The organism is Gymnodinialimonas phycosphaerae (assembly GCF_019195455.1).
Classification (GTDB): Bacteria; Pseudomonadota; Alphaproteobacteria; order Rhodobacterales; family Rhodobacteraceae; genus Gymnodinialimonas; species Gymnodinialimonas phycosphaerae.
In genome coordinates, this window is sequence record NZ_JAIMBW010000001.1 from 1,469,538 (window position 1) to 1,486,251 (window position 16,714).

Consider the following 16,714-nt stretch of genomic DNA (forward strand, 5'->3'; position numbering starts at 1 on the left):
CGGCTGCGGTGCGACCACGAAAAAGCCGCGGTCACATACGACCGCGGCTTCTTGTTTTCGGAGTTCTAGAGGCTTGCGTTACGCGGACTTGCGCTTGCGACGCGCGATGGCCAGAGCACCGAGCCCCCCGAGCAGAAGCAAACCACCGGCCGGCAGCGGCACTGGCGGCAAGCTTGGATTGCCGCGTGTCGTCAGCTGATCCTGACCGCCGTTTTCGCTCAGCAAGAAGGTGAAGTTCGTCAGACCACCCTTGCCGCTAAGGTCGGCAAGGAATGCATTCGCCGTGGTCAGCACCGAAGCGTTGGCCGTCGCCGCGAATGCGCCGTTCGTGACGTCCAGATCCCCTTCCGCAGTTGCGCCCTCAAAGACGATTTCCCAGATCGCGAGCTGGAAAGCGGCGGATTGGATCGCGTTTGCAACGGGATTGGCAACGTCGTCGAACAGCTCCGACAGCCAGTTCTGTTCCGTGCTGGAAACCTGCGGCGCGGTGGCTTCTACCGAATAGGAATCGCCATTTGTCAGGTTGTCGAAAATATCGATGCACCAGGACACGAAGGTTGTCGTCCCACCGTCAGCGGACAGATTGAAACCACCGGCATAATAGCTACCCGTGGCAGCGGAGGGCGCGGTGATCGTGACCACTTCTGCCGGTGTCGCCGCGAAAAGAGGCGTTCCATATTCCAGCGTGACAGACGTGGCACTGGCAGCTGTGCCGATAGTCGCCGCAGCGACAGCAGCCGCGGCAAATAATTTTACATTACGCATCAAAAGATACCCCAGAAACAAATCAATTTTACGGTGTTTGCAGACACCATTAACGATAAGTTAACAGATGCTGCCCTTCGAACGCCAAACAAATATCACAATCTTGATCTGCCGGGGTCGCGTCGGGCTGCTAAACTTCTGTTAACGCTTATTTCTTTGAAGGTTTCTTAGGGCGCAACAGTTGGTTTTCGAAGCAAAGGGGCCGCAATTCGAACCTGATGTCGGCACGATTTGATCCGAATCGGCCAAACCCTTGGAAAATCACGCATTCGTCCCATCACGTCCCCGGGGCGGCCAAGACACTCTGAGAATTGCCACCAGCGGCGGGGCCGTATCGCGCATCGATTGGGCTGGCAGGCGGCAGAATTGCCGCGCAAGATGATGGGGACCACTCCTCAGGAGCCTTGCCCATGTTCGCCGCCTCCCCCCCGATGTTTGACCTCGCGGAGTATACCGCCCGCACCCAGCGGGCCACCAACGCCATGGCCGCCGCGGACCTTGACGCGATCGTGCTGTTCGCGCCTGAAAGCCACTATTGGCTGACCGGATACGACACTTTCGGTTTCGCGATGTTCCAGGCGATGGTGCTGGACGCCGATGGCCGGGTGGACTTGCTGACCCGCCTGCCGGACCTGCGTCAGGCCCAGAACACGTCGGTCATTCCCCATGATTGCATCCACGTCTGGCCCGAGTATGCGGGTGCGGATCCGGCGGCGGATTTGGCTAGGCTGATCGAGGAAATGGGTCTTGCGGGCAAACGCATCGGGGTCGAGACGCGTACGGCGGGGCTTAGCCATTGGAACGGGCAACGGGTGGACCGTGCCCTGCCCGGTCTGATCGAGGCCTCGGACCTGATTGCAGGCCTGCGCTGGCTGAAATCTCCCGCAGAAGTCGTGCAGATCCGCCGCGCGGCACAGATGACCGATGCGGCCCTTGATGCCGCGCTCGCCACCGCAGGCCCCGGCGTCTTCGAGGGCGATATCCACGCCGCCATGCAATCGGCGATCCTGTCGATGGGCGGAGAGCCTGCGGGCAACGAGACGGTCATCGGATCCGGGTCCAACGCGCTGCTGTGTCGATCCTTCGCCGGGCGCAGGCATCTGGAGACGACCGATCAGTTGACATTGGAATGGTCCGGCAGCGCCGCGCGCTACCACGCGGCGGCCATGCGCACGATCGTCGTGGGCGCGGTGTCCGACCAACAGCGCGCCATGCACGCCGCCTGCCAAGAAGCGCTGGAGGCTTGCGAAGCCGCGATCCGCCCGGGCCGCCCGATGGCGGAAGTCTACGACGCCCATGCCGCCGTCTTCGACGCGCGCGGGCTGTCCCATGCGCGCCTGCAAGCCTGCGGCTATGGCATGGGGATCGCCTACAATCCGATCTGGGTGGAATTCCCGATGTTCTATGCCGGCAACCCGACGCTCATGCACGAGGGGCAGGCGTTTTTCCTGCATATGATCGTGATGGACAGCGACGCGGGCCTTGCGATGACGCTGGGGCATACGGTGCTGGTGGGCGCGGACGGGGTCGAGCGGCTGTCGTGCCACGACACCGGGCTGTTGCAGGTTTAACGCATCGGTTTGCCATTGCCTCACCTGCCCCCTCGCCCCATATCCATGGCATGTTGAAGCTTACCCCCATCCTGTTGGCCATTGGCTACGGCCTTGTGACCTACCTGTTTTCAGCGTGGCGCACGAACCGCGATCTTGATGCGCGCTCCACCGAGTTGGCGGATGCGCGGCTGCGTGAGATTACCGAGAAATTCGCCAAGATCCTTGATGTCGAGAAGATCCGCGTGAATGTCTACGAAATCGACGCGGTGAACGGCCTCGCCTCGCCGGACGGACGGATTTTCCTGACGCGGGGGTTCTACAACCGCTACCTTGCGGGCGAAGTGACGGCCGAAGAGCTGGCCAGCGTGATTGCCCATGAATTGGGCCATGTGGCGCTGGGGCACACGCGTCGGCGGATGGTGGATTTCTCGGGCCAGAACGCCGTGCGCGCGGTTCTGGCGGGCGTCTTGGGCCGCTTCATTCCCGGCATCGGTCCAATGATTGGCAACGCGGTCGCCTCGCTTCTGGCAGCGCGGCTCAGCCGTCAGGATGAATATGAGGCCGATGCCTATGCGACCTCTCTCATGGTGTCGGCCGGTCTTGGGGCGGGGCCACAGAAGTCGATGTTCACCAAGTTGGAGCATCTGGCGGGCCTCAAGGGCGGCGGCGCGCCCGCGTGGTTGATGAGCCACCCGAAGACCGCCGACCGGATCGCCGCGATCGAGGCGATGGAAGCGCGGTGGCGCGCCGAACTGCCGTCGGAGTAGGCGGCACGGTCCGGATTGAGTTGTATTTGGCAAGATGAAGGGGGGCTCAGGCGGAGAGGGCTTTTCCCAGTCGCGGCAGGCGGGCGCGCTTGAGAAGGGCGCGCAGGGGGAGGGTTTGACCCGATAGACGCTCGGCCTCGGCATGGGTATTGGTGACGGCCTGCGTCACGGGATCGGGCGCTTGCAGCCAAAGGTCCATCAGAAGTGGATCGGGCGCGATGGCCTTGACGCCATGACCAGACAGCTCACGCGCTGGGAAATCCTTTAGGTTTTGGGTGATGATCGTGCCCGCGCCGCTTTCGATGGCGGTGGCCAGCACGTGGACATCGGCGGGATCTGGCAGCCACAGGGGCGCCTCATTGCCCGGCGGCACCAGCGCGTCCGGAAAGCGGAGCGTTGCAAAGACCACTTCTGCCCGCGCGATCTGTTGATCTTGCACGCCCCCGTTGCGCGCGGCGGCGCGGGTCCATTCCTCCAGCAGCCGCTCGGACCAAACGGGGGTGAACAGACCCCGCTCGGCACAGCCCAACAGAATCTGGCGCAGCACCGTGGGGTAGAGGACGCAGGCGTCCAGAACTGCAATCATAGCCGGAACGCGAGGGCCTTGAGATAGCCCGTATCGCTGAGGCTGGGATGGACCGGGTGATCGGGGCCCGCAAACCCGGTGTAGATCAGCCGCGGTTCGCGCCCTGCGCGCCCGATGCCGCGCAGGCAGGACGCGCGGAACTTCGTCAGATCGGCGGCGTGAGAGCACGAGCACAGCATCAGCGTGCCGCCCTCGGCCACCAGCGACGCGGCCAGCCGCGCCACCCGCTCATAGGCGCGAAGGCCCTTGTCGAGGGCCTGTTTGGACGGTGCGAAGGCCGGGGGATCGGCGATCACGACGTCGAAGGTCGCGCCCTCGGCGGCCAGCGCCTCCATCACCGCGAAGGCATCGCCCTGACGCGTCGTGAAGCGGTCCGCGCAGCCCATGGCCTGTGCGCCCTGCCCCGCCAGCGCCAGCGCGGGTTCCGAGGCATCGACGGCCAGTGCGCTTGTCGCACCCGCCGCCAGCGCCGCCAGCGCAAAGCCGCCCACGTGGGTAAAGACATCCAACACCCGTGCCCCGCCAGAAAGGCTTGCGATCAGCGCGTGATTGGGCCGTTGGTCGTAGAAGAGGCCGGTTTTCTGGCCGCCCAGGACATCCGCCATGTAAATCGCGCCGGTCATCGGCACTTCGAGCGGGCCGTCGGGCGCTGTACCCGCAAGGGTCAGCATCTCCTCGGGCAGTTCCTCCAACGCACGGGCGCGCGAAGTGCCGTTCTTGATCAGGGTCGTGGCGCCGGTGATCTCCAGCAGTAGCGCGGACAGGTCGTCCAGCCGCTCTTCCAACCAGATCGCGTTGGGTTGCATCACCAGCGTGTCACCGAAGCGGTCCACGATCAGGCCCGGCAGTCCGTCACCTTCCGCATGGATCAGGCGATAGAAGGGCTTGTCGTAAAGGGCTGCACGCAGGGCGTGAGCCGCCGAGATCTTGGCGCGCAGCCAATCCCTGTCGATGACTGCGTCGGGCGCGCGGTCCAGTACCCGCAGGCCGATGCGGGCGTTGACGGTGGCGATGCCGATGCCGATGGGCTGCCGCTCGGCATCCTCCAGCAGGGCCAAAGCCCCGGCAGTCACGGCTTTCGAGCGGCGGTCGAGGACCAGGTCATCGGACCATGCCCAGGGGTGGCCATGGCGGATGCGGCGGGCGTCGGCCTTGGGTTTCAGGCGGAGAACGGGAAAAGAGGGCGCTGTCATAGCGCCCCCTCTATCGGGTTATCCTTGGGTCGGAAAGCCTCAGTTCGAGGCGACCAGCAAGGTATCCGCGGCGGGGCCGACGAATTCCTGATTGACCCAGCGCACGAGGCGTTCGGTGATGCGCGCCCGTTGGGTAATGCCGGCGGAATCGGCCGCGATGGCGTCATCGCCGCCCAGGGCCATGAACGTCAGGTCCACGTGGGTGGGGCCGGACAACAGTTCGCCCGTCTCGGCATGGGTTGCGGTCAGATTGAACTCGATCTCCTGCTCACTGGGGATGTTGGAGTAGCGCACGCGCTGGGTCTGGGCGTGGAAGCGCGTGACCTCGATGTAGATCATCACGGGGATCGTGCCGTTGACGGCCTCGAACGCGGGCGCCAGGGCGGCGGTCATCAGTTCGTCGACTTGCGCGTGGCGGTCGCCCAAGGGATCTTCGCGCCAGACGATGTCTGCGCGCGGCTTGATGGTGTTGGCTTCCGACGAGGTCAGCGTGCGCGGCACGTCGACTTCGACGCCCACAACATCCCAGTCGAGGAATTCGGTGGGGGCGGCGACGGGAAGGACATCTGCACCGATGTCGCGCGACACGTCCGTCGTGCCGACGCAGCCCGACACCGCAAGGGCGGCGCCAAGGATAAGGGCGGGGATGAAACGGGACGTCATCATGGGACTTCTCCTGCATGTGGGACGCTGCATGTCCCGGCTTGCCAAACTGTCTGTTCTCATTACGCATCGCGCTCGTTTTGTGGCGCGACACGGGATTTATCGCCCACAAGCGCGGCGACATCTGGCAGCAGGTGTGCCTATTCCAAGGTGATACACGGGAAAAAACCCGCCCGAGATGGGGCGGATTTGAGGCAATTGCGACGGAAATCAGGCGGGAGGGCTGTTCCGGGACGTCAGTCGATCTCGCGGATGCCTGCGATCTGGGCCCGCGCGCCGGCAAGGATCCAGGCGTGTTCGGAGGCGATGAAAACAGCCCCGAACCCATATTTACGCAGGACTTTCGCCCGGTCGGCATTGGCCACGAAGGTCATGTAGGCCTTGCCATGGCTGGCCGCAGCCTCTCCCACGCGGGCCATGGCGACGTGCATTTCGGGGCAATCCTGGTCGGTCTGTCCATAGGCGACTGTCAGGTCGGCGGGGCCCAGAAACAGAGCGTCGATGCCGGGGGTCGCGGCGATGACCTCGGCGGCCTCCACCGCTTCGGGGTCCTCGATCTGGGCGATGACGATGGTCTCGTCGCGGCTTTGGGCCAGGAGGTCGGGCATGGTGCGGGTGGCATAGCGTGCCCAACGGGTCGAGCCCGCGTAGCCGCGCCCGCCGTGGCCGTAGCGCGCCGCCTTGGCCACCTTGGCGGCGGTCTCGGCGTCCGTCACATGGGGCACGACGATGCCAACGGCCCCAAGATCAAGCGCTGCGCCGATGTTTTCAGGCGTGCCCGAGGGCACGCGGATCAGCACCGGGAAATCCGCCGCGCGGGCAAGCGCGAGGCAGGCGTTCAGGGTCTGACGATCGAAGGGGGCATGTTCGCAATCGATACAGACGAAATCGAGGCCCGAGAGGATCAGAACCTCAAGAATATCGACTGAGGGGGTTTTCATGAACGTGCCCGCAAGGGGACGGTTCGTGGCGACGGTGGTGCGGAAATTGGCGATGGACATGGCTCGGCTCCGATGGGGCGGCGCGCGCGCCGGTTGTCCAGCGTTTTGGCGGGCAGAGGGCCGGAATGCAATATCGCTGACGCGAAACGGCGGCGTCGCAGCGGTCAGCCGATGGCGGCGTTGGGATCAAAATCCCCCTTGGCGGCTGCGGGGGCCGCGTCCCCCATCGCTGCATTCGGGTCGAAGCCGCCCATGGGCGCGTTGGGATCGAACCCGTCCATCGGGGCAGGTGCATTGCCGCCCATGGCGGGCCCTGGGGGCAGTCCGCCTAAACCAGCCATATCAGGGCCAGCCATATCAAGGCCCGGTACATTGGGGCCCGGCACAATGGGGGGCGGCGCGGCGATCCCTTGCCCGCCCATCTCCATCGGGGCCAATTGCGACACCGGGGTCATCGCAGTTGCCGTCGGGGCCGACGCCGCATCCGGGACCGCAACCGGGGCCGCCTCGTCCCCACCAAGACGCACCGCCCTTTTGCCCGACAGTTGCCCCAACGCGCCCCGCGCGAAGACGTGGGCCGTTTCATCCTCTAGCGTGACCGTGCTAAGATCGCTGTGATCGAAGGGCAACATATCCCCCTCGCCCAAAGCCTCCACCTCGCCCAACGGCAGCGTTACGCGCATCAGAACCGCGTCGAGCGTCATTGGCGCAGCCCCCAGCGCCGAAAGCATTTGCGCACTCCAATCCACCGGCGCTTCGGCGCGCGGGGCCGCAAGGGCCCAGCGGCGGCCCAACGCGGGATCGCAAGGCAGCAGCAGGACAACCGCACCGGTCTTGCGCCCGCCCAAGGTCACGGACGTCCGCAGCAAACGGTAGCCCCGGTCCGGCATCAGAAGGTTCAGCTGCACGCGATCGGCGATATTGCTGCCGTAGCGCATCCGGTCCGGCCAATCACGCCCCTCCAGGTCCGCGGTTTCCTGCGCGAAGGACCCCAGAATCAGATCGATGAAATCCCGGCAAAGGGCTTCATCGATGCGGGTGACTTTTCGCGGTGGCTGGTCGCTGTCTTCAACGTGGCCCGTGGCCTGCACCTCGATCAGGGCGTCGACAAGCGGGTGGTCGAGGGCGATCAACCCGCGCCGCCCATCCTCATCCTCCATCGCGGCGGTCAACCCATGCTCGGGCAGTGCGTCCAGCGCGTCTTTCAGGCGCGCCTCGCCCATGACGGTGACCTCGGCCACTTGCGGCGACAAGGTCGCGAACGGCATCGCCGCGCGCCGGATCGCGCGGGTGAACCCGGTCTGTAAGCCCGGCTCAAGCTTCGCCCCATCGGTGCCGACACCAAGATGGGCCGCAACAATGCGGGCAAGAACAGGACGCGTGTCGGGGTCAGACATCGAGGGCGGGGCCTTTTGGCAAGTCACATGGCCTTAGTCCTCGCACAAAACCCGTTAACAAACCCCTTACGCCGCTTGAAGCGCAGCCATCGGCAAGGTCACCCGGAACCGCGCGCCGCCGGGGCCCGGCAGGAAGCTCAACTTCCCATCGAGGCGCGTCATGACCTCACGGCTGATCGCAAGGCCCAGACCCGCCCCCGGCGCCCCCCGCGCCGTGTCGAGGCGGGCGAATTTCTCGAAGATCAGCGCCTCTTGCCGGGCCGGAATGCCCGACCCGTTGTCAACAAACTCCACCGCAAGGCCCTGGCCCGAACGCACCACGGAAATGGTCAGTTCCGGCGCCTCTGCGTCACAGTATTTCTGGGCGTTGGAGATCAGGTTGATGAACACCTGGCTCAGGCGGTCGGCATCGGTCCACAGATCCACCTTTTCGGCGGCGCGGTCGCGTTTGATAATCAGGCGCGTGTCGCCCTCCGCCCCGGCAGCCGAGATCGCACGGTCCATCACGTCGGCAAGCACGGCCGTGTCCATGTTCAGCGTCACACGCCCGTTCTCCAGCACGCTCAGGTCCAGCAGGTCGTCAAGCAGCCGCGTCAGGCGCAGGCTTTCGTCGTGGATGATCCGGCTGAACCGTGCCTGGGCGGCGTCATCTACAAGCTCGGCCTGCATCAGGATTTCCGAGAACGCGCGAATGGAGGTCATCGGCGTGCGTAATTCGTGGCTGATCTGCGACAGAAACGCGTCTTTTTGCACCGACAGTTCGGTCAGTTTCGCGTTGGCCTCGCGCAGGCGGCGGGCGGTTTGGGCGAGTTCTTCGGATTTGGCCTCCAACTGGCTGGAATACTCCATGATCTGCGCCGTCTCATCGGCCACCGCCAGAAGGTCGCGCACCGACACAGCCGCTGCCCCGGTGATCTGTGCCACCATCGCGTGAGCTGTCGCCGCGCCCACGGATCCCGCCAACTCGCGCTCAAGGCGTTCCAGGAATTCCGGCGTCGGCTCCGGCAGGTCCCCGTCGCGGCCCTGCCCCTCGGCCACGTCCGCGAACAGGCGCCCGGCGCGGGCAGAGCCCATGATCCTTTGAGCCATGATCAACAGGTCATCGGCGGTGCCGACTGCGCCGCGCCAGCCCCTCAAGGCGCGCGAGTGATCGAAGACGTTGACGAATTGCGCCCCCTGCAAGCGCTCCAACGGCGAGGGGAAGCTGAACAGGGACCCAAGGATGAACAGCGCCGTGTTCACCCCCAACGACAGCACCATCGCGGTCAGCAAAGAGTCCGTCGCCTGCAATCCCAGTGGCGTGGCAGGCGACAGCCACGCGATACCGAAGGGCCCTTCCAACAGCATCGGCGCGATCAGCCCGCCGGTCTCGGCCACGTTGGGGAGAAGCAACAACCAGCCCCAGATCGCGAAGCCCGCGCCGATCCCAAGGGCGGCCCCGACGCGCGTCGCCCCGCGCCACAGGATGCCCCCCATCAGAGCCGGCAAGACCTGCGCCACGCCAAGAAACGAGATCAACCCGATAGAGGCCAGCGCCGCCGTGCCCCCCGATTGGCGGTAGTAGAGCAGGCCCAGAAGCAGGACCCCCGCGATCGAGACGCGCCGGGCCATCAGCGCCACGCGGCGCATATCGCCGCCCATGACCTTGCCGCTTTGGTTCAACTGCAACCACAGGGGCACGACGATGTGGTTCGACACCATTGTCGATAGCGCCAGGGCCGCCACGATCACCATCGAGGTCGCCGCCGAGAAGCCCCCCAGAAACACCAGCAGCGCCAGCGCGTCCTGATTGAGGGATAGCGGAACGGTCAGAACATAAAGGTCCGGGTTATCGCCCGTGCCCGGCAGGCTCATCCCCGCCACGGCGATCGGCACCACAAAAAGCGAGATCAGCATCAGGTAAAGCGGAAACGCCCAACCGGCGACAGCCAGGTGCCGCTCGTCCGAATTCTCGACCACAAGCACCTGGAACATCCGCGGCAAGCACAGGATCGCCGCGCCCGCCAGCACTGTCAGACCCAGCCAGCGGGCCCCGTTAATCGGCTCTCGCGCGATGGCGCTGGCCTCGATGCGCGCCAGCATGTCGGCGGGGCCATCGGCCACACCCCAGACCACGAAGCTGCCCACGGCAAGGATCGCGGCCAGCTTGACGATGGCCTCGAACGCGATCGCGCTGACAAGGCCGGGGTGGCGCTCGTTCAGGTCCAGGGACCGCGTGCCGAAGATGATGGTGAACAGCGCCAGCCCCGCCGCCAGCCAGGCCGCCGTCGCACCGCTGCCCGCCGACCCGAATGCGCCGGGCTGCGCGAAGACCGAGAACGACAGCGTCACCGATTGCAATTGCAGCGCGATATAGGGCGTGGTGCCGACCACCGCGAGGACCGTGACCAGCGCCGCCAGCCCCCCCGATTTGCCGTAGCGCGATGAAATCATGTCCGCAATCGACGTCACCCGTTGGGCGCGCCCGATCCGCACGACCTTGCGCAGGACCCAGAACCAGCCCACGAAGACCAGCGTCGGCCCAAGGTAGATCGTCAGGAACTCCAGGCCCGAGCGCGCCGCCGATCCCACCGCGCCGTAGAACGTCCAGGCGGTCGCGTAGATCGACAGGCTCAGGGTGTAGGTGATCGGAGAGTTCAGCCAGGTCGCCCGCCCCTGTTGCGCGCTTTTCTCCGCCCAGAAGGCAATCGCGAAAAGCCCCAGCACATAAAGCACACAGACCGCGATAAGACCGTCGAGGCTCAACATCTCAAGGGGCCTCCGGATCCGTCGCAGGCGTTGGCTTTGCGGTTGTGGTTGCCGACGGGGGTCTCGCGCCCCCGTCCGCTGTTTCGGCAGGCGTCGAGCGGATCAGCGCCCGGTTGACCAGGGCGGTCAGCACGATCATCGCGAACCAGACCGCGAAGAAATAGACCAGCGTCGTGGCCAGGGTCGGCGCGCCCGCGCTGTCATCGAGGATGAAGATCGGGCCGAAGATCAGGATCGCGGCCAGGAACGGCAGCAGCCGCGCCGCGTCTTGCAGGCGGTTTTGCCGATAGGTGCGGCGTTCCAGAAACAGGCGGCGGGCCATGGTCAGCCCGCCCCGTCGGGACCGTTGTCCGGGGATGCGGCCGAAGACTGCCCGCCCATCGCGGCGATGACCTCCAGCAGTTCGGTGTTGGAGAACGGCTTGGTCAGGAACCCATTGGCCCCCAGCGCCATCGCCTGCTCGCGATCCTTGGCCTGGCCCTTGGCGGTCAGCATCAGAACCGGAAGCGCCTGGGTTTCAGGCCGCGCGCGCAGGTCTGCAAGGATGTCGAAGCCCGAGCGTCCGGGCAACATCACGTCCAGCACCAGTATATCGGGCGACAGGCGGGCGATCTCTTGCAGGGCGTCCTCTCCCTTGCCGTGGCCGCGCACGTCCCATCCCGCGCGCCCAAGGATGAAACTCAACGCCTCCAGGATGTTGCTCTCGTCCTCGACGATCAGAATTCGCCCGATAGGTCCCGACGTCGACGCCGGTGTCCGCGCCCCGTCCGGGTCTGTGCCTTGGGCCGGGCCCGCGCCCTGTACCCCGCCTGTCTGAGCCACTTGGCTCTCGCGACTTTGCTTTTGTACCGTCATTCCCTGCCCTCCTCCCAAGGCAGCCCGACCCATTCCGTCCCAAGACAGTCCGGGTCCGGTCGAGATAAGTGTGCATGGACGGGCCCTTGCGCGCAATGGCCTCCTTGAGATCTTGCACTGCTTGCCCCAGTCCCGGCGCTTGCCAGCCCGTCGTGCCGCCGGTATTTCCGGTCTTCCCGGCGAGCACGCCAGTGTCACTCAGGCGCCCCCGCCGATGCGGGCACCGGGGCCTGGCCCCTCTCAAGGGGCCCGGGCCAGCGGCCGCATCGCCCCCCGCCAAAAGCTCTCTTTGCCCCTTGGGCGAAGTTTGGTCCCGGCAGGCCCTACCTGCGGGCGAGGCATCCCTCCCGTGGGCAGATGCCGCAACCGGGGCCACTGGCGATCACTTCCGAGGCGTCCGTCTCAGGTCCCGCCGGCATTACCAGCATGGTGGCCACCACCCTTGGCACCTGACCGAAGGCCTGTGGCTCGCCCACTGGTTGCGCCACGGCCCAGGCCTTGAACCGCGCGCCTTGCGGGGTCTCGATCACCGCCATGTCCGCCTGTCCGATCCGGCCCAACACCCGGTATAGCGGCCATAGCGGACACCCCGCCGCCACCCGAGGCATCGCGAAGCCCTGCAAGCGTCGGCGATGCAGCAACGCGCCCGAAGCATCGCAGATCGCAAGGCCGCGGGGCGGCACGCCATCCTCCGCGGGCAGGCTCGCCATGCGCCGCAGGACCAGCGCCACGTCGCCCCCTGCCGCGCCCCCTGCCGCCGCCAGCACCCGCGCCGGGTCATGGCCCGCCGCCCGCGCCAGTGGCGCGAAATCCACCATCGGCAGGCGCCGTGCGTCCTCGGCATAGGCGCGTAACTGGGTTTCTGCGCGTGCCCGCGCGGGCGCGTCCTCCATCCCCGCGCTGCGGGCCAGCACCGCCTCTATCGCCGCGTCTACCGCGTCTCCTGCCGTTTCGATCTCGGAGAAGTAATGGCCCGCGGCCTCGAACATGGCCTCCACCGTCTCTTCCGGGGCCGAGACATCTGCCCCCGCCCCAGGCGCCTCGAACTGCGCCAACAGGCCCGTAGCGCGCCCTGACAGCCGCTCCGCATCCTCGTGCAGGTTGCGATGGAACCGCCCCCGCCATGCCGGGTCCAGATCCTTCTCTCGCACCAGGATATCCGCCGTGGTGCGGATCGCCGCGACGGATGACAGCACCTCGTGCATCGCCTCCGCCAGCGCCGGGTCATGGGCCAACCGGTCGCGAAGGGCATCGATCTGCCCCTCCAACGCCCGTGCCCGTGCCTCTTGTGCCGCGATCAGGGCCGTCCAGCCAGGGAAGCGCGCCACCAACTCGTCGATCCGCGCCGTCTCTGCCGGAACATCGCCCAGGGCGCGCGCCGCCGCGTCGAGCAATTCACTGATCCCCGCATCCACGCCATCCGTCAGCGCCGAGGCATCGACCTTCAGCACCCGGGCCAGCTCCAGCAGCAGCTTGCCCCCGATCCTTCGGTGATTGTGCTCGATCAGGTTGAGGTACGACGGCGAGACGCCCACCGCCTCCGCCAGGGCGCCCTGCTTCAGGCCAAGGGCAAGACGGCGCTCCCTGATCCGGCTTCCGGTCAAATGCTCTGGCGGGGCCTTGGCCAAATCTGGTCCGATCTTTACAGGTTTTTCACAAGATTTACATGAGCATCACATGTCTGACAACCGCGCCGGAGCGGCGGGCGTGGCGCGGCGCAGATTTGCTTCAAATTCCTTGCACTGCGCTTTTTCAATTAACCTTTCGTGAACCTGCTTGGATCAAAATCACGCTTGGGGGTCTCTGAACGTTTTTGTTTAGGAGGAGCAACATGGAATTCTCAAGTCTTCCGCCAAGGGCGGAACCAGCACCAGCCGCCATGGCTGCACAACAAAACCCGGCACCCGGTGCCCTCAGTACGCGGGCCGAGACCGCGCGCCCGGTTCTCGCTGCCGCCCGGGCCGACACGGCCCGCATGTCAGGGCAAGATGGCTTTCAGCCGCTCGATACGTTCGAGGTCGGGGACAATGACCACGTGCCCGTCCCGCCAGAGCCGCCGCGCGAATCCACGGTTCTTGCCATGATCGCGAGCGCGGCAGAGTTTGAAGCGCCCACAGACACAGGCGCGGACACAGACACGGACGCAGACACGGGCGCTGCCCGACCACAAGTGACCCAGGACGCCTCCCCTAGAGCGGCAACTGTAGAGGGCCAGAGAGATACCCTGGCCACCAACCTGCGCGACATCGAGGCCGGGCCAAGCAATCCCACGGTCGATATCCGGCGCTGACGCCCACACCCACGCTCATGCGGCCTGGACGCGGACGCAGGCACTGACATGAAAAAAGCCCCGCACGCCAATGCGCACGGGGCCAATCGCTTGTGGTGTTGGCCAGACCTACTCGGCCAGGGCGGCGTCCGTGATGACGTGGGTGAACGCCCCTTCCGGCGCGGCCGAGATCACCGGGTCCGAGCCGCCTGCCAACAAGGTGTCGACGGTCCGCTGATAGGCCGCTTCGTCCAGGCGGCCATCACCACCCGCAACAAGCAGCGCGACCTCACCCATCATGCGCAGCTGATGCTCTTCGGTCTGGGCGCCGGTCTCATCATAATCGAGCACGATCATCGCCGCCTCATCGGGGTTCTCGGCCGCCCAGGCCCATCCGCGCATCGACGCTCGCACAAAACGGGCCATGCGGTCCACGAACTCTGGGTCGTCCAGGTTCTCTTCAAGCGCCCAGATGCCGTCTTCCAGCGTCGACACGCCGAAATCCTCGTAGCGGAACGTCACCAGTTCTTCGGGCGTGACGCCTGCATCGATGACCTGCCAGTATTCGTTATAGGTCATCGTGGACATGCAATCGGCCTGACGCTGCAACAGCGGATCGACGTTGAAGCCCGCCTGCAACAGGGTCACGCCATCGTCCCCCCCTTCCACGCCAATGCCCAACTGGGACATCCACGACAGGAACGGGTATTCGTTGCCGAAGAACCAATGCGCCACCGTGTGGCCGGCCAGATCGGCCGGCTCGGTGATGCCGCTGTCGGCCCAACAGGTCAGCATCAAGCCCGAGCGGACAAAGGGCTGCGCGATGTTGACCACGGGCAACCCGTTCTCCCGCGCGGCCAGCGCGCTTGGCATCCAGTTCAGCATCACATCCGCGCCGCCACCGGCCAGCACCTGCGGCGGCGCGATGTCGGGACCGCCGGGGATGATGTTCACGGCAAGGTTTTCCTCGTCGTAATAGCCGTTCTCCAGCGCCGCGTAATAGCCCGCGAACTGGCTTTGGGTGACCCACTGCAATTGCAGGTTCACCTCGTCCTGCGCCACGGCCATGCCGCCGGTGGCCAAGAGCGCGGCTGCGCCAAGTGTCAGATGTTTCATCGTTTTTCCCTCCAGGTTGGTCTTAGTATTATCGCTTAGCCCCGTCTTTGTGACGGGTGCCAGAATGTCAGCCACCGCTCGGCCAAGGCCATCAAGCCATACAGGCCCGAGCCCGCCAGCGCCGCGACCGTAATCTCGGCCCAGACCATATCCATGGCCAGCCGTCCGACCTCGATCTTGATCCGAAAGCCCATACCCACGGTGGGTGAGCCAAAAAATTCAGCCACAATCGCCCCGATAAGCGCAAGGGTTGAGCAGATTTTCAAACCGTTGAACAAAAACGGCAGCGCCGTGGGCAGGCGCAGTTTGAACAGCGTCTGCCAGTAGTTGGCCGCATAGGTGTGCATCAGGTCGCGCTGCATCGCGCTGCTTTCCTTCAGGCCCTGAACGGCATTCACCAGCATCGGGAAGAAAACCATCGCCACGACCACCGCGATCTTCGACGACGGCCCGAATCCGTACCACATCACCAGGATCGGCGCTGTGCCCACAATCGGCAGCGCCGCGATGAAGTTGCCCACGGGCAGCAGGCCCTTTTGCAGGAACCGCGACCGGTCGATGGCCAGCGCCGTCAGCACCGCCGCCCCGCATCCCAATGCATAGCCCGGCAGGGCCCCGCGCAGGATGGTCTGGACGAAATCCGCCCACAGCGTCGCCGTATTGGTCGCGAACGCCACCGCGATGGCTGTCGGTGCGGGCAGGATCACCGGGCTCACCTCGTAGAGGCGCACGGCCATCTCCCAAAGGGTTAACAGCGTTAACCCGAAGATCAGCGGCACCAGAATGCGCGCGCCGGGGGTGCCGTTGCGCGCCAGGATCGCGTTAATCCCCCAGGCGATCAGCCAAACGGCCGCGATGATCGCCAACCGCCAATCCAGCGCCCAGACCACTGCGACCACACAGATCAGAACACCGGGCCAGGCCCAGTTCGGACGGAGGGTCAAAGCGCTCATCGGTCCAACCCCATCCGTTTCAACGTCGCGCGCTCTATCGCGCCCAGGATCATCACAAGAACCGCCGCGCAGATCGCCGCCATGAACAGCGCGCTCCAGATCTGGATAGTCTGTCCATAGTAGCTGCCCGTCAGCAGCCGTGCGCCAAGGCCGAAGCGTGCGCCGGTGGGGAGTTCCGCCACGATGGTGCCGACAAGCGCTGCCGCGATACCCACCTTCAGCGAGGCGAATAGGAACGGCACGGACGCGGGCAGCCGCAGTTTCCAGAACGTCTCGGCCCGCGAGGCCGAATAGGTGCGTAACAGATCAAGGTCCATCGCGCCGGGACTGCGCAGCCCCTTCACCATGCCCACCACCACAGGAAAGAACGACAGGTAGGCCGAAATCAAGGATTTGGGCACCAGCCCCACCAGCCCGACGGCGTTCAGCACCACGATGACAATCGGCGCGATCGCCAGGATCGGAATGGTCTGCGAGGCAATCGCCCAAGGCATCACGCTCATGTCCATGGCGCGGTTGTGGACGATGGACACCGCCAGAAGCATCCCCGCAAGTGTGCCGATCACGAAGCCCAGAAGCGTCGGCGCGAGGGTCTGGAAGGCGTGGAACCACAGGCTACGGGGATTGGGCCGCAACTCTCCGCGCCTCTCACGCAACATCGGCTCTCCGGCGGTGGTGTTCCACAATTCGATCGCCACCTGGTGGGGGGCAGGCAGGCGCGGACGCTCCTGCCACATGGTGTCGGTGAACACATCGGACGCTGTGATCTCCAGCGCCCGCCGTTCGGCCTGATCCAGAGTCCAAGCGCGGTTCATATTGTAGGCGGCCGCGTACCAGATCGCCACGATCACGCCGACCACGACCAGCACCGGCAGGATCGCGCCGGTGATCCGCCGCATCGCCAAGCA

Annotated in this window: 16 protein-coding genes; 3 read left to right on the forward strand and 13 right to left on the reverse strand. The window is 65.5% G+C overall.

Going from position 1 to position 16,714, the window contains the following annotated elements; genetic code table 11:
* Nucleotides 1-78: 78 nt before the first annotated feature.
* Nucleotides 79-765, reverse strand: a complete 687-nt coding sequence (locus KUL25_RS07195; RefSeq protein WP_257892322.1) for a VPLPA-CTERM sorting domain-containing protein — start codon at nucleotides 763-765, stop codon at nucleotides 79-81.
* Between the two features lie 410 nt (nucleotides 766-1,175).
* Here KUL25_RS07195 and KUL25_RS07200 point away from each other — a divergent pair, with 410 nt between their 5' ends.
* Nucleotides 1,176-2,336, forward strand: coding sequence for a M24 family metallopeptidase (locus KUL25_RS07200; RefSeq protein WP_257892323.1), 1,161 nt, complete (start codon nucleotides 1,176-1,178; stop codon nucleotides 2,334-2,336).
* A 50-nt stretch (nucleotides 2,337-2,386) separates the two neighbouring features.
* On the forward strand, nucleotides 2,387-3,085 hold the full coding sequence (locus KUL25_RS07205; protein WP_257892324.1) for a M48 family metallopeptidase: 699 nt from the start codon (nucleotides 2,387-2,389) through the stop codon (nucleotides 3,083-3,085).
* A gap of 46 nt (nucleotides 3,086-3,131) precedes the next feature.
* Here KUL25_RS07205 and KUL25_RS07210 read toward each other — a convergent pair whose 3' ends face one another.
* The 9 genes from KUL25_RS07210 to KUL25_RS07250 all read right to left on the reverse strand — a co-directional run bounded on the left by KUL25_RS07210 (nucleotide 3,132) and on the right by KUL25_RS07250 (nucleotide 13,096).
* Nucleotides 3,132-3,671: an RSP_2648 family PIN domain-containing protein gene (locus tag KUL25_RS07210; protein WP_257892325.1), complete on the reverse strand. Its 540-nt coding sequence runs from the start codon at nucleotides 3,669-3,671 to the stop codon at nucleotides 3,132-3,134.
* Nucleotides 3,668-4,864, reverse strand: coding sequence for an RSP_2647 family RNA methyltransferase (locus tag KUL25_RS07215; protein WP_257892326.1), 1,197 nt, complete (start codon nucleotides 4,862-4,864; stop codon nucleotides 3,668-3,670). Before KUL25_RS07215 ends, KUL25_RS07210 begins: the two co-directional genes overlap by 4 nt.
* 39 nt (nucleotides 4,865-4,903) lie before the next feature.
* Nucleotides 4,904-5,530 (reverse strand): DUF6778 family protein, encoded by a 627-nt coding sequence (locus tag KUL25_RS07220; protein WP_257892327.1) that lies wholly within the window; start codon nucleotides 5,528-5,530, stop codon nucleotides 4,904-4,906.
* Nucleotides 5,531-5,763: 233 nt separating this feature from the next.
* Nucleotides 5,764-6,528: an HpcH/HpaI aldolase family protein gene (locus tag KUL25_RS07225; RefSeq protein WP_257892328.1), complete on the reverse strand. Its 765-nt coding sequence runs from the start codon at nucleotides 6,526-6,528 to the stop codon at nucleotides 5,764-5,766.
* Between the two features lie 104 nt (nucleotides 6,529-6,632).
* Complete coding sequence (locus KUL25_RS07230; protein WP_257892329.1) at nucleotides 6,633-7,865, reverse strand: flagellar motor switch protein FliM; 1,233 nt, start codon at nucleotides 7,863-7,865, stop codon at nucleotides 6,633-6,635.
* A gap of 66 nt (nucleotides 7,866-7,931) precedes the next feature.
* Nucleotides 7,932-10,613, reverse strand: a complete 2,682-nt coding sequence (locus KUL25_RS07235) for an ATP-binding protein (protein ID WP_257892330.1) — start codon at nucleotides 10,611-10,613, stop codon at nucleotides 7,932-7,934.
* 1 nt (nucleotide 10,614) lies between these two features.
* Nucleotides 10,615-10,935 (reverse strand): hypothetical protein, encoded by a 321-nt coding sequence (locus tag KUL25_RS07240; RefSeq protein ID WP_257892331.1) that lies wholly within the window; start codon nucleotides 10,933-10,935, stop codon nucleotides 10,615-10,617.
* 2 nt (nucleotides 10,936-10,937) lie between these two features.
* Nucleotides 10,938-11,468: a response regulator transcription factor gene (locus KUL25_RS07245; protein ID WP_345790957.1), complete on the reverse strand. Its 531-nt coding sequence runs from the start codon at nucleotides 11,466-11,468 to the stop codon at nucleotides 10,938-10,940.
* A gap of 323 nt (nucleotides 11,469-11,791) precedes the next feature.
* On the reverse strand, nucleotides 11,792-13,096 hold the full coding sequence (locus KUL25_RS07250; RefSeq protein ID WP_257892332.1) for a helix-turn-helix transcriptional regulator: 1,305 nt from the start codon (nucleotides 13,094-13,096) through the stop codon (nucleotides 11,792-11,794).
* Nucleotides 13,097-13,347: 251 nt separating this feature from the next.
* Here KUL25_RS07250 and KUL25_RS07255 point away from each other — a divergent pair, with 251 nt between their 5' ends.
* Nucleotides 13,348-13,758: a hypothetical protein gene (locus KUL25_RS07255; RefSeq protein ID WP_257892333.1), complete on the forward strand. Its 411-nt coding sequence runs from the start codon at nucleotides 13,348-13,350 to the stop codon at nucleotides 13,756-13,758.
* A 108-nt stretch (nucleotides 13,759-13,866) separates the two neighbouring features.
* On the opposite strand, the gene KUL25_RS07260 is transcribed toward KUL25_RS07255, so the two are convergent.
* Genes KUL25_RS07260 through KUL25_RS07270 form a run of 3 tightly spaced genes read right to left on the reverse strand, consistent with a single transcriptional unit; the run spans nucleotide 13,867 to nucleotide 16,705 of the window.
* Nucleotides 13,867-14,853 carry an ABC transporter substrate-binding protein gene (locus tag KUL25_RS07260; RefSeq protein ID WP_257892334.1) on the reverse strand — a complete coding sequence of 329 codons (987 nt, stop codon included), beginning with the start codon at nucleotides 14,851-14,853 and terminating at the stop codon, nucleotides 13,867-13,869.
* Between the two features lie 35 nt (nucleotides 14,854-14,888).
* A complete protein-coding gene (locus KUL25_RS07265) occupies nucleotides 14,889-15,806 on the reverse strand; it encodes an ABC transporter permease (RefSeq protein WP_257892335.1) in 918 nt (305 codons plus the stop codon).
* Nucleotides 15,803-16,705 (reverse strand): ABC transporter permease, encoded by a 903-nt coding sequence (locus KUL25_RS07270; RefSeq protein WP_257894825.1) that lies wholly within the window; start codon nucleotides 16,703-16,705, stop codon nucleotides 15,803-15,805. The genes KUL25_RS07265 and KUL25_RS07270 overlap by 4 nt, the downstream gene beginning before the upstream one ends.
* Between the last annotated feature and the right edge of the window lie 9 nt (nucleotides 16,706-16,714).